Below are 23,047 nucleotides of genomic sequence, written 5' to 3' on the forward strand. Positions count from 1 at the left end.
GCCTCATCTTAAAAAAACTATTTTTGAATCTTTAATTCTGAATTTTAAACCCTAAACTTTGAATAAAGAATCCGGGAAATCCTATACCGTAAAGGAAGCGACTTTAAAGCTAATGCAATACTGTGCCTACCGCGACAGGTCGCAGAAGGAGGTGGAAGATAAATTAATTGAAATGCGCATGATCCCGGCCGCAAGGGAAGAGATCATCATAAAGCTTATGCAGGAGAACTTCCTCAATGAAGAACGCTTCGCACGTAGCTTTGTGCGAGGGAAATTCAGGATCAAGAAATGGGGGCGGTACAAGATAAAACAGGAACTAAAGCTAAAAGATATTTCCTCACCCGTCATTAGACTTGCCATGACCGAGATAAACGAGAGTGATTATAAAAGTACCCTCTACTCTGTGGCCGAAAAAAAATTACCCCTTATAAAAGAAACAAATCCTTTCAAAAAGAAGAAAAAGTTATATGATTTTCTCTCTTCAAAAGGATATGAATCTCACCTCATACTTGAAGTTATTGACGATCTTACTTCTTGATCATAACATCTGCACCTATTTGTTTAAGGATCCCAAGTTCATCACTACTTCCCCATCTTTCTACCATCTTACCGTTTCTAAAGCGGCTAATTTGCATTCCCCTTACATTAATTGATTTGTTTGTTCCTTCTACTCCCATAAAATCTCCTTTATGAGTTCCCTTAAGAGTGTAGGCGAAAGCCACATTGTCCTCATCTGCAACCAGGTGCTCTACCTCCACCTGCATATCGGGAAAGGCATTTCGCATCATTCCAAAGAAATCTATATATCCCTGAGGTCCCGGACCCTGATTAGGCGCTGGATCGTGATCCTTTACATCCTGTGCGACAACTTCCCTTAATTGCTCCAGATTTCCTGAATTAATTGCATCTCCAAATTTTTCCTGTGCTAACTTATTCTCTTCTTTATTCATTTCAAGTTTGTTTTTGGTTATAACTTAATATCATGATTATCAGATAATCAAAAAACTAAATTTCGCCAATTATGAAAACTTTAAAACGAAGCTTTCCCGAAAGGTTGGGAAATCAGGATATTTTATTCTTTTCGTTCGTCCTCTTTACTGCCTGCGAATTTTTGTAGTCTATCCATTTCTGGCCCTTCCAGCTCCTCATGGCATTATCAAAATGTCGCATAAAGAAGAGGTTATAAAGGGCTTTGCTAAGGTTTTGGAGATTACGTGGTGCAGCGCGCAGGCTCATGGAAAAGCCTGGCGTGAGATAGGTCATTTGATGCCAGTATCCTTCGGGCATATACAACGTCTCCCCATGATTTAATTCTGTCACCACGCCTTTAGCATTTTTTAAGGCAGGAAACGCTTTAAAATCAGGATTTGTAAAGTCAATATCTTCACGGGTTATAAGCGCATGAGGTACTTTATAGAGATATTTTGTTTCTGAAGGAGGGAACAGGATACACCTTTTTTTTCCGTGGAAATGGAAGTGCAGGATATTGGCAAGGTCAATATCGTAATGCATAAAAACCTTTGAATTCTCTCCGCCAAAGAAAAGCATCGGGATCTGCTTCAGGATACGCAGCCCGATCTTTGGGTACCGAATGTCTTTTTGAAGGGCAGGTACTTCCCGCAACAGGTGATAAAGAAAGATTCTATAGCTGGTAGGACCTTTTTCAAGAAGATCCAGATATTCACTCATCTTCATGTGAAGATGCGGCTCATTAAACTTGTATTTGGAAGAAATAGGTTGATTCCCGTCAAAAAGCGGTACTGTTTTTTCACCCGCCACTTCCCTAAGGTAGTCAATGTTCCATTTGGTATAAGCCGGCCAGTCTTCGATCAACTGCTCGATTACCACCGGCTTTTGAGTCTTTACATACTTCTCTAAAAAGTCCTTTTTAGATATCTTTTTTTCTCTCGGGATTTCAGCTAATTCCATAGGCTCTCTCATTTTTCCCTTTCAGTAAATTGTCCTAAACCATTAGGATCTTAAGCTTTGGACTTCCCCTGGGCAGCGAGATTCCTCTCAATAATATGTCCGGGTCTTGTCCATCTTGGTTTTTCCCCAAGCGATTGGTATTCAGAATTCTCTGCGTCTACGGTCTGCGGCTGAGCTTTCTTAACAAATGGCTTTTGAGGGTTTAGGCCAAGAGCTTTGAACATTTCCATATCCTCGTTCACATCGGGATTGGGCGTTGTTAAAAGCTTGTCTCCTGCAAAAATTGAATTCGCTCCCGCAAAGAAACACATTGCCTGTCCTTCCCTGCTCATTTGGGTTCTCCCGGCAGAAAGTCTTACCTGAGTCTCGGGCATTACAATCCTGGTGGTAGCGATCATTCTCACCATTTCCCAAATAGAAACCTGCTTCTGTTCGGCCATTGGCGTTCCTTCAACAGGCACCAAAGCATTAATAGGCACAGATTCGGGTTGTGGGTTTAGCGTTGAAAGAGCTACCAGCATTCCAGCTCGATCCTCTGCGCTCTCTCCCATTCCAATAATTCCGCCGCTACAAACAGTTACGGCAGTTTTACGAACATTTTCTATAGTGTCCAGCCTGTCCTGGTAACCCCGTGTAGAAATTACTTCTTTATAATATTCTTCAGAAGAATCCAGGTTGTGATTGTAAGCATACAAACCCGCTTCGGCAAGTCTTTTTGCCTGATTTTCGGTGATCATTCCCAGCGTACAGCAAACTTCAAGACCCAATCTATTAATGGTCCTCACCATTTCCAGCACATCATCAAATTCCTGCCCATCCTTAACATTTCGCCATGCAGCTCCCATACAAACACGAGAACTTCCGGCTTCTTTAGCCCTCATAGCCTGGGCTTTCACCTGACTCACGCTCATAAGGTCATTGCCTTCAACGTTGGTATGATATCTTGCTGCCTGTGGACAGTAGCCACAATCTTCGGAACAGCCTCCGGTTTTAATCGATAATAAAGTAGAAACCTGTACGGTGTTCGGGTCGTGATTTTGACGGTGAAGAGTAGCTGCTTCATAAAGCAGGTCCATAAAAGGTTTGTTATATATTTCAAGGATTTCCTCCCTGGTCCAGTTGTGTCTAGTTGTTTCCATTAAACGATATTTACTTCAAAAATAATGAAAAGCCGTTGTATGTGAGAGCTTAATTGAAAAAGTTTCCCTTTTACTTCGGAAGGCTTACAAGTACCGATACTGCATTGCCTCCAAAACCAACAGCGTTCACCATAATATTTTTTAATTCTGAAGGCTCTTTTTCTTCGGAAGCAAAGGGAACCGGAATGAATTTTTGATACTGCAACATCATAATTGCCAGTTCCAGACTAAGCACGCCTGAAGCGCCATAGGTGTGACCAAGTTTCCATTTATTGGTAGTCATCGCCGGAAGTTGCTCTCCAAAAATGGCTTTTATGGCATTAACTTCCGAAAGATCTCCTTTAATTGTACCCGGAGCATGCATTACTATCGCATCCACTTGTCCCGGAGGCAGATTTCCCAAAGCCATTTGCATGGATTTCTGAAAAGCAGTACCATTTGCCGAAATAGAAACAGGATGCTTAAGCTTCTCCGTAGCATAACCTACACCCGAAATTACTGCAAGGGCATTTTCTTTCTCCCCCGCTTCCATTCCTATTGTAGCGGCTCCTTCCCCAAGCACCATTGAATTTTGCCCTTTTTGAAGGTTAAGTGCCTGACAGGGATAATCGAGGTCCTCCCTCGCATTTATTTTCATTGCCTGCACCTGCGCTATTGTGAACGGGGTTAGAGCAGCTTCACTGCCCCCGGCAAGAAATTTATCGGCCATCCCTGAGGACAGCCAGGCAACACCGTTTAACACAGCATGAAGCCCTGTGGAACAAGTAACCGAATGCGATATTTCGGGACCCGAACTCTGCAAGTCCTGGGCTACCCAGGATGAAATATTTCCCAGGGTGGTTGCAGGTGACGCAAGAGTTTCTGCTTCACCTTCTTCCAGAAAATGTTGATGGTATTGTTCAAAAAGCCCGGTTGCCCCTCTGGAGCTGCCAATGTTTATTCCTATGTTTTCTCCTTTTTCCCATTCGGCCATTTTCACCGCCTGCCGTGAGGCCTGTATGGCATAAAGCACAGAATCATCAACATTTCTGTAGTTGGAATTTTCAGCACGCAACTCTTCCATTTTTTCCTTCAAGGCATCAGGCAGGAACGCAGCAAAGGACGTCTGTCCATTGAAGTTGTGCTTCTTTAAAAAATGTTTTTTAGAAAGATAATTTTCCCAAATCTCTTCAGGCTTTGATCCAAGTGCAGAAACAGAAGCCACAGAGGTAATGGAGACAGGAATTTTCAAAGCAGAATTTTCGGCAAAATTAAGGGGTAAAATCTACATTTTTGGAACCTCTGCCTTTTATTTTTCCTCGTAGTACAAATTTAGAATGGAATCCAGAGGTTCATTTTTTGCCAGACTTGATTTGATCTTTTCAAGAACTGCAGAGGATACGAGTTTGATTAGCGGCTGCTCTACATGTTCAAAATTCTCAAAGGCTCCTTCCAGCTGCCGGTCCCACTTCTCGTGATATTTCAAAAGATCATCGGGATATACCGTATCGCGGCCGGTGCCTTCATCTACTGCCTTAAAAGGTTCGGATATATTGAGATAGCCATAATCATCTGTCAGTTGCTCCCCCGGCTCAATATCCCGCACCGCTACCTCAAAGTCATATGCTGAAGACAGGCAGTTCGCATTAAAGCTATGATTGACATATTTTGCAAGATCCCAGCATAAAACAAGTTGCCCCTTATTATTCCGGAAACAATATTTTTCCACCTGCTCCTGCACATCGGGGTGCATTTTTTCCACCTCATTTTCTGTGAGCAATTGATCCAGATCATCCTGTACCCAGGTTATCGTACCACGGGGAATGAATTTTTTGGCCACCACCCCGTAGCCAACCACGTCGTTAATAAAACGGACTTCTGTATCTGGATGCATCATAAGATCATTTTTTGTATAAAATCCGTTTCAATGATAAAAGCACATTATAATCATGCATTTATATTTTCGGAGTTAAAATTCCGGTGTTGATGATTACAAAAGCCTGTAACACCCAATAGTGAAGCTTTTTAGAAATCCACAATCCAATCGCTATTCTAAAATACAAAAATTGAGATGCAAAAATTGAAAAATTTTATAGTGCTAGAATTTTTCCAGGGCAGCCTCTATACTTTTATAGATCTTCTCCAATTGTTCATTGGTGGTGACGTATGGACCTGCAATATAGATCGTACTTCCCAAAGGCCTTAAGAATATTCCCATTGTCATAAAATGCTCAAAAAGCCGGTTTCGCAGACTTCCATAACGTTCCATTTCCACATCCAGTTCAAACGCCAGAATTGTCCCTAGCTGCCTTGAATTCTTCACCTTAGGATTCTGCTTGATCTTATTTAAGAAAGACTGATGCGAAGCTATCACTCTTCCAATATTCTCCTGCATTTCAGCCGAAGTGAGGAGCTCAATTCCTGCCAGTGCAGCTGTACATGCTAAAGGATTTGCAGTATAGGTGTGACCGTGAAAAAGCCCTTTGGAAAGCTCTTCAGAATAAAATGCATTATACACTTTTACAGTACAGGAAGTGACTGCCATTGGCAGGAGACCGGCGGTAAGGGCTTTGGACATGCAAATGATATCGGGCTTTGTCTCCAGATGATCTGAAGCAAAATGCTTCCCGGTTTTACCAAAGCCGGTCATCACCTCATCGGCAATTGTAAGGATGTTATTTTCTTTACAAACCTTCAGGATTTGATCTAAACCTTCAGGATCGACAAATTTCATTCCGGCGGCGCCCTGTATGAGAGGTTCATATATGAAGCCGGCTAAATTCTCTTCAGAAATGGCCTTTTTGAGAAGCTCAAGGACCTTGGCATTGTTATTCCCTGTTGGCACAGGCAAACGCAGTACTTTTAAAAAGTGATCTTCAAAAGCTCCATTGTAAACCGAAAGTCCCGAAACCGACATGGCTCCAAAAGTGTCCCCGTGAAAACCTTCTTCGAAAGCCAGCATTACCTTTCGGTCATTGCCAAGGTTGTGGTGGTACTGCAAAGCCATTTTGATGCCAACCTCGGTCGCAGTAGAACCGTTATCACTAAAAAACAGCTTCTCCTGGTTGTTGGGTAAAATGTTGATCAGAGCTTCAGAAAGAGCAATTGCAGGTTCGTGGGTAAATCCGCTAAAAACCACCTGGTCGAGCTGTAGCATTTGGGCTGCAACCTTTTTTGTGATCTCTTCATTGCAATGGCCATAAACTGCCGTGTACCAGCTTGAAATTCCATCTATATATTCCTTCCCGTTCTCATCATAGAGAATTGCTCCTTTTGCTTTGACAATCGCGAGCATATTCCCCGCGAGTTTGTGTTGTGTCAAAGGGTGCCAAAGGTGCTTTTTATCCCGCTGGGAGAGAGTTTCAGTCTTCATTTTTCTTTAATTTGCTTCTGAATTTATCGGCATATTCCAAAACTACATTCCGGTCAAAATAAGGTTCAAGGTCAATTCGGCCTATCACAGGCAGCCCTGTCATTTTTTTAATGATCTCTTCTGAAGAAGGGTTTTCTTCTCCGCTAAAAATGATCCCGGCACAGGAAAGATTCCGGGATTTGAGGGCCTCAACTGTAAGTAAGGTGTGGTTAATACTACCCAAATAATGTTTTGAAACAATGATCACCTCATGATCGGGCTTGATAAGATCGGCAATTGTTTCCTTATCATTGATTGGCACCAAAAGGCCTCCCGCACCTTCAATTACCAGTGAATTTTTAGTCTTTGGCTGCTTTATTTTTTTAGCCGATACCTTTACTCCATCTATCTTTGCCGCAGCATGCGGACTCATAGGAGTATTAAGTTCAAAAGCATTTTCATGAAAAACGCTCTTTTTGTTGGTAATAAGCCTCTTCACCTTGTGAGTATCTGAGTTTTCAAGATCTCCTGCCTGGATTGGTTTCCAGTAATCGGCTTCAAGAGCTTCAGTTACTATTGCTGAAGCAATGGTTTTTCCAACTTCGGTTCCTATACCGGTAATAAAATATGTTTGTTTCATTTTAAGTTAAATTTGTTGTTGCAGGCCGCGCAATGGTATTCGCGTTTTATATGCATGGGCAGCACATATACTAAAAAAGAGATGCAAAAAAAGAAGAGGGATTTTAAACTTTTGACGCTGGTAAAAAGCTGCACCTTTTCGCCACCACACTTTGGACAGGTGATCTGCACCCCTTCATCATCAACAGAATATTTACTGATGTCTTCCAGGACCTGCAGCGCCTTTTCTTCGTCCTCCTTTCTTACCCTAAGCTTGACTCCTCCAATGGCATTACTTACCAAAGGATCTGTGTCTATCGTGTGATTATCGGCCAGGAAAGTTTCAATCCCTTCGGCTTCAAGCCTGCCTTTAATTATTTGGGCTTCCGCCGAATACTGGAACACGGCAATATTTGAAAAACTTCCTTTCATAACAATCTTTTTAAACCCTCGATTAAGCCATTTATTTCTACTTCAGAATTAAAGCTATGCAAACAAATCCGAAGCCGCTCAGCCCCTTTTAGTACAGTAGGCGAAAGTATTGGTCGCACATCAAATCCATTCTCTGCAAGTGTATTTGATGCCGCCTTCACCCGTTCATTTCCGGGTAGAATACAGCAGTGAATAGCAGAATCACTCTCCAAAAAATGCTTCTGAAATCCCCTTTTTGACACCTGAGTTTTGAAGAAATCAATATTCTCCTGAAGTCTTTGAACCTGGGTTGCACCTTCTCCCTGAAGTTCCCCGTAAGCCGAAATAATGGTGGCCAGGGAATGCGGTGGCAGCGCAGTACTATAAATAAGGCTCCGGGCGAAATTCACCAGGTAATCTTTAAGATCCGCAGCTCCCAAAATGGCAGCACCATGGGCTCCCATTGCCTTACCAAAGGTTACCAGCCGGGCAAAAACCCTATCCTGCAGTCCTTCTTCAGCGATTATTCCCGCACCTTTTACTCCCACGGCATGGGCCTCATCCACGATTAAGAAACTTCCACTTTCTTCAGCAAGAGAAACCAGGGCATGAAGATCGGGAGAATCGCCGTCCATGGAAAAAATACTTTCGGTTACCAGAAATACCTCTCCTAAAAGGCCATTTTTGAGCCGGTTGATTTTCTTTTCAAGATCTTTAAGATCGTTATGCCTGAACTTGACAGCTTTAGCAGCACTCAACATGATTCCATCGCGGATAGAAGCATGTATGAGTTCATCATATAAAATAAGATCGCCCTTTCCCGGCACAGCCGAAAAAAATCCAAGATTGGCATCATACCCCGAATTGAAGATAAGGGCGGCTTCGGCTTTATGAAAATTCTCTACTAATGCTTCGGCCGGGGAATAAAGGGCATGGTTCCCAGTAAGCAGGCGCGAACCCCCGGCTCCATTTTTTAAAATGAGATTTTCTTCAAGTATTTTATTTGCCTTCTTCCAAATGATATGGCTCCGGGAAAATCCCAAATAGTCGTTCGAGGAAAAGTCCAGGAGATCTTTAGAAAATTTTAATTCTCTAATGGACCCTTCGCCTTTTCTCCTCTCGAGGCTTTTGCCTATTTTTAATGGTAATTTCGACATTGAAAGCTAAATTAAGAATATAAATGGAGCTACTGGAATTCGGTTATAGAATTGGTGCGGCATTATTGGCCGGTCTTCTTATTGGAATTGAACGGGAAATACATAACAAGAATGCAGGATTAAAGACTAATGCCCTGGTTTCTCTTGGTGCTGCCGTTTTTGTACTCACCTCACTTTCTTTTGCAGGAGATGATTATGTGGATACAACAAGGGTGATTGGCCAGGTTGTAACCGGCATAGGTTTTCTTGGCGCAGGGGTTATTCTTCATAAAGGAAATGTGGTACGGGGATTAACTACAGCTGCTACTGTTTGGTGTAGTGCCGGTGCTGGTTGTTTAGCCGCTATTGGACAATATTCAGAATTACTTTTGCTTGTAGGCGTAATTGTTTTTGTGAATGTGGTTTTTAATCCTGTGGACAGGTTTATTGCACGGCTGTTTGGGCACAGGGATGATGAGAAGATCGACGATTAATGGGTCTCCTTATCATGATCCATATTACGGGGAAGACTAATGTTTTTACCCGTTTTTCTATATTTCCCCTCCAGGTCATCCATGACAGATTTCTTCCAAAGCTTGTTTCCTTTAATATATGAAGCCTTTCCAATAAGATGTGCACCTACGGGGGCCGTCAATAAAATGAAGATTATAACGGCTAAAACACGTGTTGTGGTGGAAAGATCATTAAAATAAATAGCCGAGGCTACAAGGATAAGACCAATTCCCAGCGTCGCAGCTTTGGTAGTAACCCCCATGCGAAGGTATGTATCTGGCATACGCATAATACCAACTCCCGCGAGCAATACGAAAAGAGTTCCTAAAGTTGCAATTATTCCTATGATTGTATCTACTATCATTCGTCCCTGTTTTTTCGCTTCTGAATATAAAATGAATACGCCACAGTTGCCAAAAACCCAATAAGAGCCAGGATCAAAGCAATATCCAAAAAGGTGGGTTGGTGAGAAAGTATGCTATAAACGGCAATAAATCCTATTCCAATGGTTACCAGAAGATCTACCGCTACTACCCTGTCGGAAATCGTAGGCCCCTGAAAGAACCTGTAGAACACCAGCAGGATCGCAAGTGATAATGCCGGAAGAATAACAAAGTACAGGTAATTATCTAAGGTCATGATGAGATCTCTATAATGCGTTTTTCAAATCCGTTCTTGATGTCCCGAATGAAATCTTCCCTGTTCGTAATATACATGGAGTGCACGTAAAGAACTTTTTTATCTTCGGAAACATCCAGGCTTAGGGTCCCGGGGGTAAGGGTGATCATATTTGCCAAAAGAGTGATCTGTCCATCGGACCTTACATCGAGGGGTACTCCTACAATTCCCGGCGTCATATGTAATTTTGGAGTCCCCACTTCCCAGGCTACCTGTACGTTCGCTTTTATGAGCTGGTACAGAAAATAGAAAAAGAAACTAATAAGTCTTGGTACGAGCCTAAAATACCTGGCGCGGCCGCCACCCCGTGTAATCACAAAAAGCACAAAATAACTCAGGAAAAAACCAAAGAAAATATTGGCAAAAGTGAAGCCCCCGGTAAGAGCCACCCAAATAAATGTTAGAAGTAAGTTTGCCAAAAACCGGTTTTTCATTTTCTTTTATTTTCTTAAAACAGTATTTATATATTCCTGGTTATCCATAAGTTCAAATGCTATCCTTTCAGCTAAATTCTGAATATTTCCTGCACCAAATCCAAGGTACAGAGTCACCAAAGTCAGGAAGATTATAGGAGCCAGCATTTGAGTTCGTTTCACTCTGCTTAATTTATTAAAGTACGGAAAATTTCTCACTTCAGGTAACTTCTCACCGGTCTTCCAGAACACCTCTCCCCACAATTTCACTATTACAACAAGTGTAATAAAACTCGCGAACAGAATAGCGGCGATAACAGTAAAATTCTCTGTATTCCAACCTTCAGAAATAAGAGAGAGTTTAGGCCAAAAGCCAGACAAAGGAGGCACACCCACCAATGAGAAAAGGGGCACCGCAAACAACAGGCTCAGCTTTGGATATTCTGCATAAAGATCCCCCAGCTTTTTAATATTGTGATTTGCCTTAATTTTATAGATCACCCCACTTACCATGAACAGGTTTGTCTTTACCATGATGTCGTGGATAAGGTAAAATATAGCTCCTGTTATGGCTACTTCGGTCATCATTCCAAGACCCGCAATCATGTATCCTATATGGCATATTACGAGGTATGAAAATATTTTACGAATGTTGTTCTGCACGATCGCACCCACGGCGCCGCTAAACAGCGTTAGAACCGCAACAGCAAGAAGAACATTCTCAAGGAATGGATCTACTTCAAAGATGAGGGTAAATACCCTGATCAAGGCATACACCCCTACTTTGGTTAAAAGCCCCCCAAAAATAGCTGAAACAGCCGAAGGTGGCGTATGATATGATGCCGGCAGCCAGAAATAAAGCGGAAACAGCGCAGATTTAATTCCAAAGCCAACCAGGAAAAGCAGGGCATTCACCTGTACAAGCGTACGATTTTCTACCGCAGCCACTTTGGAGGCAAGATCGGCCATGTTAAGGCTTCCGGTAAGTCCATACAAAACAGCGATAGCAGTAAGGAAAATAATTGACGCAAGGATATTAAGGGTGAAATATTTTACCGCTCCTTCCAGCTGTGCTTTTTCTCCTCCTATGGTGAGCAGCACGAAGGAAGTAATGATGATAATTTCAAACCACACATAAAGGTTGAAAATATCCCCGGTGAGAAAGGCACCGTTAAGCCCAAGTAACAAAAAGTGATAAATGGGGAAAAACCCAAATTTGAGGCGGGCGGAGATGACAGAGCCTGCCGAGAAGCTGGAAACAGCCAGGCCGGCAATAGCTGTCAATAAAACCAGGGTCGCTGCGAAGGTGTCGGCTACAAAAGTGATTCCAAAAGGTGCCTCCCAGTTTCCCGACTGTATGGATTGGGTTCCATTCTGCCACACCAGGACAAAAAGCCATACAGCCATACCCAGGTTAACAACACTCCCTATTATACTTATAACTCTCTGCCACTTAATCCTGCTCCAAAAGAACATCAGGACGATCGCCAGGAGCATTTGAATAACAAGGGGATATATAACTAACTGTTCGATCATGAGTATTCGTCTGTTGCATTCATTTCATCAAGATCATCTGTCTTTACCACTTTGTGCGCCCTTTTCACAAGAACTATGGCGAAAGACTGCAAACCGAAACTAATTACAATGGCTGTAAGAATAAGGGCCTGCGGAAGCGGATCTGAGTACGCTTCAAGAAACACTTTTGAATCTTCCGGAATTATTGGTGGTGCACCCTTGGCAATGCGCCCCAGCAGGAAAATAAGCAGGTTGGCTCCATTCCCCAGAAGGATAATCCCAATGATGAGCTTCACCAGACTACGCCTAAGGATCATATAAATGCCCGCAGCGTAAAGAGTGCCAATCATGATCGCTAAAAGTATTTCCATAGTTTAAGCAGATTCAGATATTGTGAATATAATGGTGAGGGTTACTCCAATAACTACCAGATAAACCCCGATATCAAAAAATAAAGCTGATCCAAGGTTTCCCACGATGGGCAAATGATGTGGGTACCATATTCCAGTCATTAAAGGCTTATTAGCAAATACGATGGGTGATATACCACTCAGGAAGGATACTGTTAATCCTGCAGGCATAAGAAATCCTGGATGGAAGCGTAAGAGCTTTCGCGTATCTTCAAGGCCATTTGCGAAGGCATGAAGCACAAATGCAATTGAGGCAATCAATCCACCTACAAAACCTCCACCGGGTAAATAATGACCCCGCAACAAAATGAAAACCGAAAACACGAGAAGCAACGGCAACATATAATTTGAGGCGGTACGTAATATTATCGTTTTCATGTTCTAATCTTTTAATTCCCTGTCATCTCTTCTTAACCTTAACTTCAAAAGGCTGAATACGCCAATAGCTGCTATAGTAAGTACCGAGATCTCCATTAAAGTATCAACTCCCCTAAAGTCGACCAGGATCACGTTTACAACATTCTTTCCTTTTGCCAGAACATATGCATTGTCCGCATAGAAATTGCTTACCTCCTTATTAACCGGTTCACTAAGTACTTCAAGCGCAATTAAGGTTATTAGGACGCCAAAAGAAATAGAAAGAATTCCATCTATGGCCTTCATCCTGTAGTCTGAAATAGATAAATATTTTGGCAAACTTGACAATACCAGCACAAAGAGAATTACGGTAAGAGTATCAATTGAAAATTGTGTCATGGCAAGATCCGGAGCGCTGTAAATCACAAACATAAGGCATATAGCATATCCCACAACACCCATAGCTACCACAGCTGTTAACCTTGACCTGGCTCCCACAACAAATAGTACAGCCAGGAACATGATCCCCATAATGATCATTTCATAATAGGTCATCCTTGAAAAAGAGGAAAAATCTATAGGAATTCCGTCATGTTTTGTAAACAAAGAATAACCAACAAGAACCACCAGGAAAAGGATTATGGTCGAAACATAATTCCGAAGGAATCCATTTTGGAAGATCCGGGTCCACCAGTTCGAAAATGTTTTAAAAAGATTTCCGAAGTCGGTTATAAGGTTAAGAGGCGCAATAAAATCCAATTTGGCAATTCCTCTCTCTTTGCTTCGGGATGGTTTAACGGTTAAGTAAAGCACAAATCCTACTGCAAGCGTTAAAGCACTTAACCCGAGAACAAGATTAAATCCATGCCACAACTTTAGATGCACTTCACTCCCGGTCATTCCCACCGCGTCTACAACAGGTTTAATAAGGGGACCGTCAATAAGGGCAGGAAAGATTCCCACGATCAATCCCAGCACCGCCAGAATCACAGGCGGAAGCCACATGAGAAAACTCGGAAGATGAACTTTAGAGAGACCATCGGGAAGTTTCCCCGTAAAAGGTTTAATACCTGCCACAAATCCAGCATATAACACAAGGATATTTGTTGCAATTGCGATAATGGTAAGCACAATAGACCAGGAGCCCATGTGCAGCGTTGATTCATAAACCAGATCTTTCCCCACAAATCCCACAAAAGGCGGCATTCCTGCACTGGAAAGGGCTGCCAGGAATCCGGCGATTGCCACGGGCAGCATTACTTTCCGCAGCCCGGCAAGGCGCGTAACATCACGGGTTCCGGCTTCGTGATCTATGATCCCCGTAACAAGGAATAGAGTAGCTTTATAAAGCGCGTGAACAATAATATAGACCGCGGCGGCAGTCAGGGCATATTGGGTTCCCAGGCCAATTAAAAAAACCAGGATCCCGAGAACCGAAATAGTGGAATAGGCAAGTACACCTTTGAGATCGGTCCTAAATAAGGTATGTACGGCAGCATAAAACATGGTTACGCCACCAACTATTATTAACGTAGTGTTCCAAATTTCTTCTCCTCCTAAAACAGGGGTAAAACGCAACAACAGGTAAATCCCTGCTTTTACCATGGTGGCCGAGTGGAGGTAGGTAGATACCGGCGTGGGTGCCTTCATGGCCCCCGGAAGCCAGAAATGAAAAGGAAACTGTGCAGATTTTGTAAAGGCTGCCCCAAATATGAATATAACGATCCAGAGGTAATAATCACTTTGAATTATAGTGTCGCTTAGCCCAACCATTTCGGTAATGCTGTAAGTACCTGCCACTCCTCCCAATAAAAGGGCGCCTGCCAAGAGCAAGAACCCACCGGAGCCGGTGATGGCAAGGGCCAGCACAGCCGATTTTCTTGAAGCTTCACTGGTATTATTAAAGCCAATAAGGAAAAAGGAACTTATACTGGTAAGTTCCCAAAATATGAACATGGACAGCAGGTTATCACTTAGCACCAGACCTAGCATGGCACCCATAAACATACCTAAATAACCATAAAACCTATCGAGATAATCATGTCCTTTTAAATATGCCGCCGTATAGGCGAAGACGAGAAAACCAATCCCGGTGATCAACAGCGAAAACAAAAGGGAAAGTCCGTCGAGGGCGAAATTTAAGTTAAGACCCAGAGAAGGCACCCATTCAATATTTTGCCTTATCACTTCCCCACCGGATACTCGTGGTAAAAAAGAAAGGAAATATAAAAACAGCGCCAGTGGAACGAGCGAAGAAAGTACAGCAAGTTTACCTTTAAAGAATTTCCCGGCGAAAACCAGGAAAATGGAAAAGATAAAACCTAAGAGTATAGCTGAAAGCATAGGGAACGTTCAAATATCTGGAAACACAAATATAGCAGGAAAAACTGAGGATTTAAACCCACAGGGACTTTTTACTATTGTGGAATTCTATTTCTTACTCAATTTATTATAGGAAAAACCCAGCTCAAATTGCAATTTTTGAATTTCAAAAAATAGAACAGCTTCAGCAGCAGAAATTTTTGATTCTGAAACTCAGGTACTTTGTGAAACAACATGGGTTTCTGCTCCTGCACAGGCAGATAGTTCCTTCAGGAGCAGCAGTCTGCAGAAAATTTTTTATTTTCAGGCAAAATTTTTTTTATGCGATTTCTATTTCTTTTCCTGCTTTTGACTTCCGCAGGTTTTTCCCAAACCAACACCTACACCATTTCATTTGAAAATGCCGGGCATCACGAAGCAAATGTGAAGGTCAATTTTCCAGATCTTGAGCAGGACAGTTTGAGAGTGCGCATGAGTCGCACTTCCCCGGGACGTTATGCCCTGCACGAATTCGCGAAAAATGTGTATGGAGTTAAAGCAACCAATTCCAAAGGAGAAAAACTGGAAATAATTCGGCCAGATCCATATTCATGGACCATCACAGATCACGACGGAACAATAAACCTGGAATACACCCTCTTCGGAAACAGGGCCGATGGAACATATACACAAATAGATGAAACTCACGCTCACCTCAATATTCCGGCGACTTTCATGTATTCTGAAGCCCTTAAAAACGACCTGTAGAAGTCACTTTTGACACTCAGGCTCATCCTAAATGGAAGATTGCGACCCAGCTGAAGCAGCTCGAAAATAACAAATATTACGCTCCAGATCTTTATTACTTCATGGATAGCCCTACTGAGATTAGTGATTTCGATAGCCGGGAGTTTGAGATAGAGGGAGAAGTGATAAGATTTATTTTACACCATCCGGGAACAGAACAGGAATTCGACGAATACTGGGAGCAGGTTAAGGAAATAGTGAGACAGCAAAAAGCCATTTTTGGAGAGCTACCGGAATTCGATTTTGGCGAGTACACTTTCCTGGCCTGCTATTTGCCAAATGTCTCCGGTGACGGGATGGAACACAGGAATAGCACCGTCCTTACAGATGTCACCAGTCTTGGCGAAGGAGGAATGAAGGAAAATATTGGCACTGTCGCTCACGAGTTCTTTCATGCTTGGAACGTGGAGAGAATAAGGCCCGAATCTCTTGAACCCTTTGATTTTACTGAAGCCAATATGAGCGGCCTCCTCTGGTTCGCCGAAGGATTTACAAGCTATTACACAGGTGTCACTCTGGCGCGGGCGGGAATACTCACACCAGAGGAATATGTAAAAAGCCTCAACAGCACCTTTAACTACGTCTGGAATTCTCCTGCCAGGGAATATTTTAATCCGGTGGAGATGAGTTATCAGGCGCCTTTTGTTGATGCTGCAGCATCTATCGATCCTGTGAACCGGGAGAACACGTTTATCTCTTATTATTCCTACGGAAGTATGCTCGGGTTAGCACTAGATCTACAGCTGCGTCAAAAAGGGCAAAATCTGGATAAGTTTATGAGATTAGTGTGGGAAACCTACGGGGAACCCGAAGTACCTTATGAGCTTAATGATCTGCAAAATTTACTAGCGACTTATGCCGGAAAGGAATTCGCCGAATCTTATTTTAATGATTACATCTACAGCAGTAAAATGCCAGATTATGAAAAACTTTTTGCCCACGTAGGACTACAAATAAAAAGGGGTGCCAAAAATGCCTTTTTTGGAGCCTCAGTAAGAACAGATGATGACGGGTTTTACATTAGCGGCAATCCATATAAAGGTTCTCCCGCCTATACCTCTGGCTTGAGTGAAGGAGACCGGATAATTTCATTAAATGGAATCGTACTGGAGAAAGATAATTCATGGAAAGATGAATTCAGCAAATTTAATCCGCAGGATACAATAACACTGGAAATTGAAAGATTTGGGAGGAAGATGAAGAAAAATGTGATCTTGGAAAAAGACCCTGCTTATACTATTTCAATAGATCCAAAGGCAACCGCCAAAGCCGTGAAAGAGCGGGAAGCATGGTTGTCAAAAAAGTGATTTTTCAAATGAAATTCTTATGCCGTTCCTCTGGAGCTCTGGTCCCTATAAATATATTTTCTTCTATAAATATCCCGCCTCTCTGAGACTCATTTCTCTTAGAGAGATAGTGGGATCTGCAAAACCATGAACTCCCTTCGCCCTTAGCCGGAGGAACAGAGAGCCTCCTATTCATGCACATTAGTTCAAAGAACGCATATTTCATAAGAAGCTTTCCGAAAAAAATTATTGTTTTTCAATAATTTATCTATATTTGTTATTGATAAACAATAATATTTATTGAATGAAGGCTTTTAAATTTTTCCGAGTCGTACTCGCATTAGTACATCTCATCTTATTGATTTTTCTATTTTTCGCCTCAATATTTTTGATGTATGTATTAGCTGGCGGAAATATTAACTATCCCTTTGAATTAAGTCCCGACATCGTGCCAGATTCAAAAACTTCCCTCCTAAGCTTTCTCATCTTCTTTTTGATCGTTACAGGCGGCTATTTTTATTTCTTCTCCATCCTGCGAAAACTTGCTGAAAGTATGGGCGGAAAATTATTCACCAAAGATCAGGTAAGAGGTTTGAGGTATGCCGGACGCTTATTGATCTTTATTACTATAATCGAAAATTTTCTTGCGTTCATTATCTCCTTACCATTTGCTGGAATTAACACAGGTTTCTCTTTTTCTGAAATGTTGTTATACACAGGTATTGGGTGTTTCTTACTGGTTCTAGGGGAAGTCTTCGCCAGAGGGAAGGTATATAAAGAGGAAAATGAATTAACTGTATAATACTATGAAACAACCAATTCTTTTAAAGACCATTCTGGATATCTGCTTTATTCTTCTCGCATTTTCCTTTTTAGGTGCAGTTATCTTTTTTACACTTACACTGACTCAGGGAGAAAGTTTTTTCCCTATTACAGTTAACGGTAATGTACTTACGGAATTTACGCCAATAACAATAATTCTCGTTTCAGCAGAATTAATAATTGGAGGATTGATACTATACACGGTTTTTATTCTGAGAAAACTGGTAAGAAACTTCTTAAAAGGAAAACTTTTCACCCGTTTCCAGATCGCCACTTTAAATATGGTGGGACAGCTCATCATTCTTATTACCATTGCACAGGGAATTATAGATTTTCTGGGAAAAATCCTGATCGATTCCACAGCGGGAAGTAACTTAGGGGTGAAGTTTTCATTTGGTTCATTTTGGTTTATCCTCGCCATTGGCTTATTCTTTATCTACCTGAGCAAAATCTTTAAAAATGCAAAAGATTTAAAGGAAGAGAACGAACTAACTGTGTAAGCCATGCCCATTATTGTAAACCTCGATTCAATGCTTGAAAAGCGTAATATGAAGAGTAATGAGCTAGCCGAAAGGATTGGGATAACAACAGCAAATCTCTCAATTCTGAAAACGGGAAAAGCTAAAGCAGTGAGATTTTCAACGCTGGAAGCTATTTGCAGAGAATTGGAATGTCAGCCCGGGGATATATTGGAATTTGAGGACGAAACATAGCTTCATATCTCTGAAGGTTCTATTGGGCTAAGGCCTTTTTCCAAATCTATTTTTACCACGGGCTGAAGCCCATGGCTATTAATTCCTTTCCCTAAATATTAGTCTATGGATTGCCTCCGGCTTTAGCCGGAGGAAGAAAGAATCTCCTCCCCATGAGCTTTAGCTCAATATCATGAGCTCCGGAGGAGCGACAAGTTTGTAGAACACAAGATTCACCCGAGAAAAGAGCTCCGGAGGAGCGGCATATCAGGGAACCTTTAAAAACAAAAAAACCTGTTGCTTTCACAACAGGTTTTTTTATTTACAATTTGTTCAGCTTAATCGGCCAGAACAATGACTTTGTTGTCTTTCATCTCAACTACGCCACCTTCAACAGGAAGAACCAGGACCTTACTATCGCCTGAATCTCTAGTGAAACTTTTTGACAGATCTTCTGAATTCACGGGATGAGAGTGAGTAAAGACTTTAATTTCTCCTTTAGAAAGCACCGAAACGATAGGAGCGTGATTGTTCAACATCTGGAACTGCCCTTCAACCCCGGGTACGCTTACTGAATCAACTTCTGCGCTAAGCAAAACGGCTTCAGGAGTAACTATTTCTAAGTACATAATTTTCTAAATTACAAATTTCAAATCCCAAATTCCAAAAGTTTGTTCTTTTGGAATTTGGAATTTGTGTATTGGGATTTCTCCGCTTATGCTTCAGCTAACATTTTCTCACCGGCTTCGATAGCCTCTTCGATAGTTCCTTTAAGGTTAAAGGCAGCTTCTGGAAGGTGATCAAGTTCACCATCCATGATCATATTGAATCCTTTGATGGTGTCCTTAATATCTACAAGCACTCCTTTAAGACCGGTAAACTGCTCGGCTACGTGGAATGGCTGAGAAAGGAAACGCTGAACACGTCTTGCACGCGATACAGCAAGTTTATCTTCTTCAGATAGTTCTTCCATACCAAGGATGGCGATAATATCTTGAAGTTCTTTATATCTCTGTAGCAATTCTTTTACTCTCTGCGCACAGTCATAGTGATCTGACCCAAGAATATCGGCAGTAAGGATCCTGGAAGTAGAATCTAATGGATCCACTGCAGGATAAATACCAAGCTCGGCAATCTTTCTTGAAAGTACGGTTGTAGCATCAAGGTGGGCAAAGGTCGTAGCAGGCGCAGGGTCTGTCAAGTCATCTGCAGGTACGTAAACCGCCTGTACAGATGTAATAGATCCATTCTTGGTAGAAGTAATACGCTCCTGCATCGCACCCATCTCTGTTGCAAGTGTAGGCTGATATCCTACCGCAGATGGCATACGCCCAAGAAGTGCAGACACCTCAGAACCTGCCTGGGTGAAACGGAAGATATTATCTACGAAGAAAAGAACATCTTTCCCCTGTCCTTCCCCGGCACCATCACGGAAATATTCAGCAATGGTAAGTCCAGAAAGAGCAACACGTGCACGTGCTCCGGGAGGCTCATTCATTTGTCCAAAAACAAAGGTTGCCTTTGAGTCAAGTAAAGCTGTTTTATCAACTTTTTCAAGATCCCAACCTCCATTTTCCATAGAGTGCATAAAGTCATCACCGTATTTAATAATACCAGACTCAAGCATCTCTCTCAAAAGGTCATTTCCTTCACGTGTTCTTTCCCCAACTCCTGCGAATACAGAAAGACCACCGTGACCTTTTGCAATGTTGTTAATTAATTCCTGGATCAAAACGGTCTTACCAACCCCTGCACCTCCAAAAAGGCCAATTTTACCTCCTTTTGCATAAGGCTCAATAAGGTCAATTACCTTGATCCCGGTAAATAATACTTCTGTAGAAACAGACAGATCTTCAAATTTAGGCGCTTCACGGTGAATTGGAAGACCTTTCTCATTTGCCTTAGGCAAGTTCCCAAGACCATCAATAGCATCCCCGATCACATTGAACAAACGACCAAAAACTTCTTTCCCGATTGGCATCTGGATTGGAGCTCCAGTCGCAAGAACTTCTACTCCACGGCTCAAACCATCGGTAGAATCCATAGAAACTGTTCTTACTGTGTCCTCACCAATATGAGACTGCACCTCAAGGACCAAAATGGATCCATCTTTCCTGGCAATCTCAAGAGAATCAAAGATTCTTGGCAATTCAGCATTCTCTGAGTCGAACTTTACGTCAACCACAGGACCAATAACCTGCGCAACTTTACCTGTAACTTTAGACATTATCTATTCCTTTAATATTGTGTGTTTTTATAAATAACTAAAAAAGAACCAGTAACAACTTTTGTAAAATGACGAAAAGCCATTGCCTTTTTCAGGCTGCAAAGATAGTTTTTTTGTCTAAAAGTCTCTAAGAGAAATAATAACTTTTTTATCATAGCCAGCTACTTAAGTTCCGCGTAGAAAAAATACACATTCAAATCAACTTTTTTGGCCTTTTTATAAGAAATTTGGATCGAAAATTGACTACTTTTAATTCATAAGGTCTGGTTCAAGAAACCAGGAAATGCAGACATGATAAAAATTGCTGAAACATATTTTTTCCGGGCCATTCTTTTCCTGATCATATTTTTAAATATATATGGGGTTCTGGATTTCTATATTCCTAACCTAAAGAAAAGTTTTGCTCTTCTAATCTCCCTACTGGTTTCGCATTTGCTATCTCCAAGCTTTAAATTCATTCAAATAAAAGGCGTAAGCAGGATACAGATCAAATGGTTATTTTTACGAAAACCGCTGGTTTTTAACTGCTAAATAAAAAAAGGATGCTTTTTGAAAAAGCATCCTTTTTTTATTTAGGTTCATTGATCATCAAAAACTGATCATTGAATTTTATTCCACTGTAACAGACTTAGCCAAATTCCTTGGTTGGTCAACGTTTTTACCAAGCATAACTGCAATGTGGTAAGAAAGCAACTGTAAAGGAATAGTGGTCAAAAGTGGCGTAAGAGACTCAATAGTATCGGGTACTTCGATTACATAATCTGCAAGATCACGAACACTTGTGTCACCTTCGGTCACGATCCCTATGATCTTACCCTGTCTGGATTTGATCTCCTGGATGTTACTCACCACCTTTTCATAATGTCCTTTTCTGGTAGCGATCACCACTACAGGCATCTCTTCATCTATAAGTGCAATTGGTCCGTGCTTCATTTCGGCAGCAGGATAACCTTCAGCATGAATATAGGAGATCTCCTTGAGCTTTAAAGCTCCTTCCAGGGCAACGGGGAAGTTGAATCCACGGCCAAGGTAAAGGCAGTTACGGGCATCTTTGTATTTGAAAGCAACTTCTTTTATATGCTCGTTCCCTTCCAATGCAACTTCTATTTTCTGCGGAATTGTTTCCAATTCCTGCAGGTGCATGTGAAAATCTGTATTGGAAATAGTTCCTTTAGCTTTGGCCAGCTTGAGAGCTATGAGTGTAAGGACAGTGATTTGTGTTGTAAAAGCTTTAGTTGAAGCTACTCCAATCTCTGGCCCTGCATGAGTATAAGCACCTGCATTGGTCTCTCTTGATATTGAAGATCCCACTACGTTACAAACTCCAAAAACAAAAGCTCCTTTTTCTTTGGCTAGCTTGATGGCTGCCATAGTATCGGCCGTCTCCCCACTTTGGGAAATAGCAATAACAATATCATCTGAATTAATAATCGGATTTCTATACCTAAATTCTGAAGCATATTCTACTTCCACAGGAATTCGGGCAAGATCCTCAAAAATATATTCAGCCACGAGTCCGGCGTGCCATGAAGTTCCACAGGCGACAATTACAATCCTTTTGGCATTTAAAAAACGCTCCAGGTTGTCATCGATTCCCGCCATACGAATTAATCCTTCTTCGGCATTCAACCTTCCGCGGTAAGTATCCTTTATAGCACTTGGCTGCTCATAGATTTCCTTAAGCATGAAATGATCAAAATTGTTCTTCTCAATTTGCTCAAGGTTTAACTGTAACTCCTGGATGTAAGGATCAACTAGGGTATCATCTTTGATCTTTCGAACTTTAACTCCTTTGGTACGTCTTACAACTGCCATCTCTCCATCTTCCAAATAAATGGCATTGTTTGTAAATTCAATGAATGGGGAAGCATCTGAAGCAATAAAATACTCATCCTCTCCAACACCTATGGCAAGCGGGCTACCCAAACGAGCCACTACGATCTCGTTTGGTTTTTGTTTATCAAAAACAGCAATAGCGTAGGCTCCTACTGTTTGATTAAGAGCGATCTGCACTGCTTTTCCCAGCTTAACATCTTCCTTTTTTATAACATCTTCAATAAGGTTGACCAGAACCTCAGTATCAGTATCTGATTCAAATTTGTAACCACGCTTGGTCAACTCCTTTTTAAGACTCTCATAGTTTTCAATAATCCCATTGTGAATGATCACTAGATTACCAGAATTTGACAGGTGCGGGTGCGAGTTCACGTCATTTGGCACCCCGTGAGTTGCCCACCTGGTGTGACCAATCCCCAGCGTTCCCGAAGTATTATCAAGTTCGTTTTCCATTTTTGCCTTTAGATCGGCAACCTTCCCCTTAGTCTTACTGACTTTTAAATCTTTCTCGTCATATAGTGCAATACCAGCACTGTCATATCCTCTGTACTCAAGTCTCTGAAGACCTTTTAGCACGATTGGGTAAGCCTCTCTATGGCCTATATACCCTACTATTCCACACATAA

The 23,047-nt window shown here is 41.7% G+C and carries 26 protein-coding genes; 7 read left to right on the forward strand and 19 right to left on the reverse strand.

Going from position 1 to position 23,047, the window contains the following annotated elements:
- Positions 1–58 precede the first annotated feature (58 nt).
- The gene (locus LA313_RS05155) at positions 59–538 is read left to right on the forward strand and encodes a regulatory protein RecX (protein WP_228913610.1); all 480 of its coding nucleotides are present in this window, start codon (positions 59–61) and stop codon (positions 536–538) included.
- On the opposite strand, the gene LA313_RS05160 is transcribed toward LA313_RS05155, so the two are convergent.
- From LA313_RS05160 to LA313_RS05200, 9 genes are all read right to left on the reverse strand, one after another.
- Positions 528–950: an ester cyclase gene (locus LA313_RS05160; RefSeq protein WP_228913611.1), complete on the reverse strand. Its 423-nt coding sequence runs from the start codon at positions 948–950 to the stop codon at positions 528–530. The two genes, LA313_RS05155 and LA313_RS05160, sit on opposite strands and share 11 nt — an antisense overlap.
- 112 nt (positions 951–1,062) lie before the next feature.
- Entirely contained in the window at positions 1,063–1,929 is an 867-nt protein-coding gene (locus LA313_RS05165; RefSeq protein ID WP_228913612.1) for a cupin-like domain-containing protein, read from the reverse strand.
- A gap of 50 nt (positions 1,930–1,979) precedes the next feature.
- Positions 1,980–3,068: a biotin synthase BioB gene (gene bioB, locus LA313_RS05170; RefSeq protein WP_228913613.1), complete on the reverse strand. Its 1,089-nt coding sequence runs from the start codon at positions 3,066–3,068 to the stop codon at positions 1,980–1,982.
- Between the two features lie 70 nt (positions 3,069–3,138).
- A complete protein-coding gene (locus LA313_RS05175; RefSeq protein WP_228913614.1) occupies positions 3,139–4,299 on the reverse strand; it encodes a beta-ketoacyl synthase N-terminal-like domain-containing protein in 1,161 nt (386 codons plus the stop codon).
- A gap of 57 nt (positions 4,300–4,356) precedes the next feature.
- Positions 4,357–4,944 (reverse strand): SET domain-containing protein, encoded by a 588-nt coding sequence (locus tag LA313_RS05180; RefSeq protein WP_228913615.1) that lies wholly within the window; start codon positions 4,942–4,944, stop codon positions 4,357–4,359.
- 201 nt (positions 4,945–5,145) lie between these two features.
- Positions 5,146–6,420, reverse strand: coding sequence for an adenosylmethionine--8-amino-7-oxononanoate transaminase (gene bioA, locus LA313_RS05185; protein WP_228913616.1), 1,275 nt, complete (start codon positions 6,418–6,420; stop codon positions 5,146–5,148).
- Positions 6,410–7,039: a dethiobiotin synthase gene (gene bioD / locus LA313_RS05190; RefSeq protein ID WP_228913617.1), complete on the reverse strand. Its 630-nt coding sequence runs from the start codon at positions 7,037–7,039 to the stop codon at positions 6,410–6,412. Before bioD ends, bioA begins: the two co-directional genes overlap by 11 nt.
- Complete coding sequence (locus LA313_RS05195) at positions 7,036–7,449, reverse strand: putative signal transducing protein (protein ID WP_228913618.1); 414 nt, start codon at positions 7,447–7,449, stop codon at positions 7,036–7,038. Before LA313_RS05195 ends, bioD begins: the two co-directional genes overlap by 4 nt.
- The gene (locus LA313_RS05200; RefSeq protein ID WP_228913619.1) at positions 7,446–8,585 is read right to left on the reverse strand and encodes an aminotransferase class I/II-fold pyridoxal phosphate-dependent enzyme; all 1,140 of its coding nucleotides are present in this window, start codon (positions 8,583–8,585) and stop codon (positions 7,446–7,448) included. Before LA313_RS05200 ends, LA313_RS05195 begins: the two co-directional genes overlap by 4 nt.
- 23 nt (positions 8,586–8,608) lie before the next feature.
- On the opposite strand from LA313_RS05200, the gene LA313_RS05205 reads away from it, so the two are divergent.
- Positions 8,609–9,058 (forward strand): MgtC/SapB family protein, encoded by a 450-nt coding sequence (locus tag LA313_RS05205; protein WP_228913620.1) that lies wholly within the window; start codon positions 8,609–8,611, stop codon positions 9,056–9,058.
- On the opposite strand, the gene mnhG is transcribed toward LA313_RS05205, so the two are convergent.
- Genes mnhG through LA313_RS05240 form a run of 7 tightly spaced genes read right to left on the reverse strand, consistent with a single transcriptional unit; the run spans position 9,055 to position 14,793 of the window.
- Positions 9,055–9,441, reverse strand: coding sequence for a monovalent cation/H(+) antiporter subunit G (gene mnhG / locus LA313_RS05210; protein ID WP_255702479.1), 387 nt, complete (start codon positions 9,439–9,441; stop codon positions 9,055–9,057). The two genes, LA313_RS05205 and mnhG, sit on opposite strands and share 4 nt — an antisense overlap.
- Positions 9,438–9,716: a cation:proton antiporter gene (locus tag LA313_RS05215; RefSeq protein WP_228913621.1), complete on the reverse strand. Its 279-nt coding sequence runs from the start codon at positions 9,714–9,716 to the stop codon at positions 9,438–9,440. Before LA313_RS05215 ends, mnhG begins: the two co-directional genes overlap by 4 nt.
- Positions 9,713–10,189, reverse strand: coding sequence for a Na+/H+ antiporter subunit E (locus LA313_RS05220; protein WP_228913622.1), 477 nt, complete (start codon positions 10,187–10,189; stop codon positions 9,713–9,715). Before LA313_RS05220 ends, LA313_RS05215 begins: the two co-directional genes overlap by 4 nt.
- 6 nt (positions 10,190–10,195) lie before the next feature.
- Positions 10,196–11,704 (reverse strand): proton-conducting transporter transmembrane domain-containing protein, encoded by a 1,509-nt coding sequence (locus LA313_RS05225; protein WP_228913623.1) that lies wholly within the window; start codon positions 11,702–11,704, stop codon positions 10,196–10,198.
- Entirely contained in the window at positions 11,701–12,054 is a 354-nt protein-coding gene (locus LA313_RS05230; protein ID WP_228913624.1) for a Na+/H+ antiporter subunit C, read from the reverse strand. Before LA313_RS05230 ends, LA313_RS05225 begins: the two co-directional genes overlap by 4 nt.
- Positions 12,055–12,057: 3 nt before the next feature.
- On the reverse strand, positions 12,058–12,471 hold the full coding sequence (locus LA313_RS05235; protein WP_228913625.1) for a Na+/H+ antiporter subunit B: 414 nt from the start codon (positions 12,469–12,471) through the stop codon (positions 12,058–12,060).
- A 3-nt stretch (positions 12,472–12,474) separates the two neighbouring features.
- The gene (locus LA313_RS05240) at positions 12,475–14,793 is read right to left on the reverse strand and encodes a putative monovalent cation/H+ antiporter subunit A (RefSeq protein ID WP_228913626.1); all 2,319 of its coding nucleotides are present in this window, start codon (positions 14,791–14,793) and stop codon (positions 12,475–12,477) included.
- Between the two features lie 300 nt (positions 14,794–15,093).
- Here LA313_RS05240 and LA313_RS16410 point away from each other — a divergent pair, with 300 nt between their 5' ends.
- The 5 genes from LA313_RS16410 (at position 15,094) to LA313_RS05260 (ending at position 18,379) form a co-directional block, all read left to right on the forward strand.
- Positions 15,094–15,519, forward strand: a complete 426-nt coding sequence (locus LA313_RS16410; protein WP_408641367.1) for a M61 family metallopeptidase — start codon at positions 15,094–15,096, stop codon at positions 15,517–15,519.
- Positions 15,520–15,620: 101 nt separating this feature from the next.
- Positions 15,621–16,865 (forward strand): M61 family metallopeptidase, encoded by a 1,245-nt coding sequence (locus LA313_RS05245; RefSeq protein ID WP_333473552.1) that lies wholly within the window; start codon positions 15,621–15,623, stop codon positions 16,863–16,865.
- A gap of 370 nt (positions 16,866–17,235) precedes the next feature.
- Positions 17,236–17,646, forward strand: a complete 411-nt coding sequence (locus tag LA313_RS05250; protein ID WP_228913627.1) for a DUF2975 domain-containing protein — start codon at positions 17,236–17,238, stop codon at positions 17,644–17,646.
- 4 nt (positions 17,647–17,650) lie between these two features.
- The gene (locus LA313_RS05255; RefSeq protein ID WP_228913628.1) at positions 17,651–18,166 is read left to right on the forward strand and encodes a DUF2975 domain-containing protein; all 516 of its coding nucleotides are present in this window, start codon (positions 17,651–17,653) and stop codon (positions 18,164–18,166) included.
- 3 nt (positions 18,167–18,169) lie between these two features.
- Positions 18,170–18,379, forward strand: coding sequence for a helix-turn-helix domain-containing protein (locus LA313_RS05260; RefSeq protein ID WP_228913629.1), 210 nt, complete (start codon positions 18,170–18,172; stop codon positions 18,377–18,379).
- 317 nt (positions 18,380–18,696) lie between these two features.
- Here LA313_RS05260 and LA313_RS05265 read toward each other — a convergent pair whose 3' ends face one another.
- From LA313_RS05265 to glmS, 3 genes are all read right to left on the reverse strand, one after another.
- Positions 18,697–18,987, reverse strand: coding sequence for a F0F1 ATP synthase subunit epsilon (locus tag LA313_RS05265; RefSeq protein ID WP_228913630.1), 291 nt, complete (start codon positions 18,985–18,987; stop codon positions 18,697–18,699).
- Positions 18,988–19,073: 86 nt separating this feature from the next.
- The gene (gene atpD / locus LA313_RS05270; RefSeq protein ID WP_228913631.1) at positions 19,074–20,585 is read right to left on the reverse strand and encodes a F0F1 ATP synthase subunit beta; all 1,512 of its coding nucleotides are present in this window, start codon (positions 20,583–20,585) and stop codon (positions 19,074–19,076) included.
- A 609-nt stretch (positions 20,586–21,194) separates the two neighbouring features.
- Positions 21,195–23,045, reverse strand: coding sequence for a glutamine--fructose-6-phosphate transaminase (isomerizing) (glmS, locus tag LA313_RS05275; protein ID WP_228913632.1), 1,851 nt, complete (start codon positions 23,043–23,045; stop codon positions 21,195–21,197).
- Between the last annotated feature and the right edge of the window lie 2 nt (positions 23,046–23,047).

Source organism: Salinimicrobium sediminilitoris, assembly GCF_020866905.1.
GTDB classification, from domain to species: domain Bacteria; phylum Bacteroidota; class Bacteroidia; order Flavobacteriales; family Flavobacteriaceae; genus Salinimicrobium; species Salinimicrobium sediminilitoris.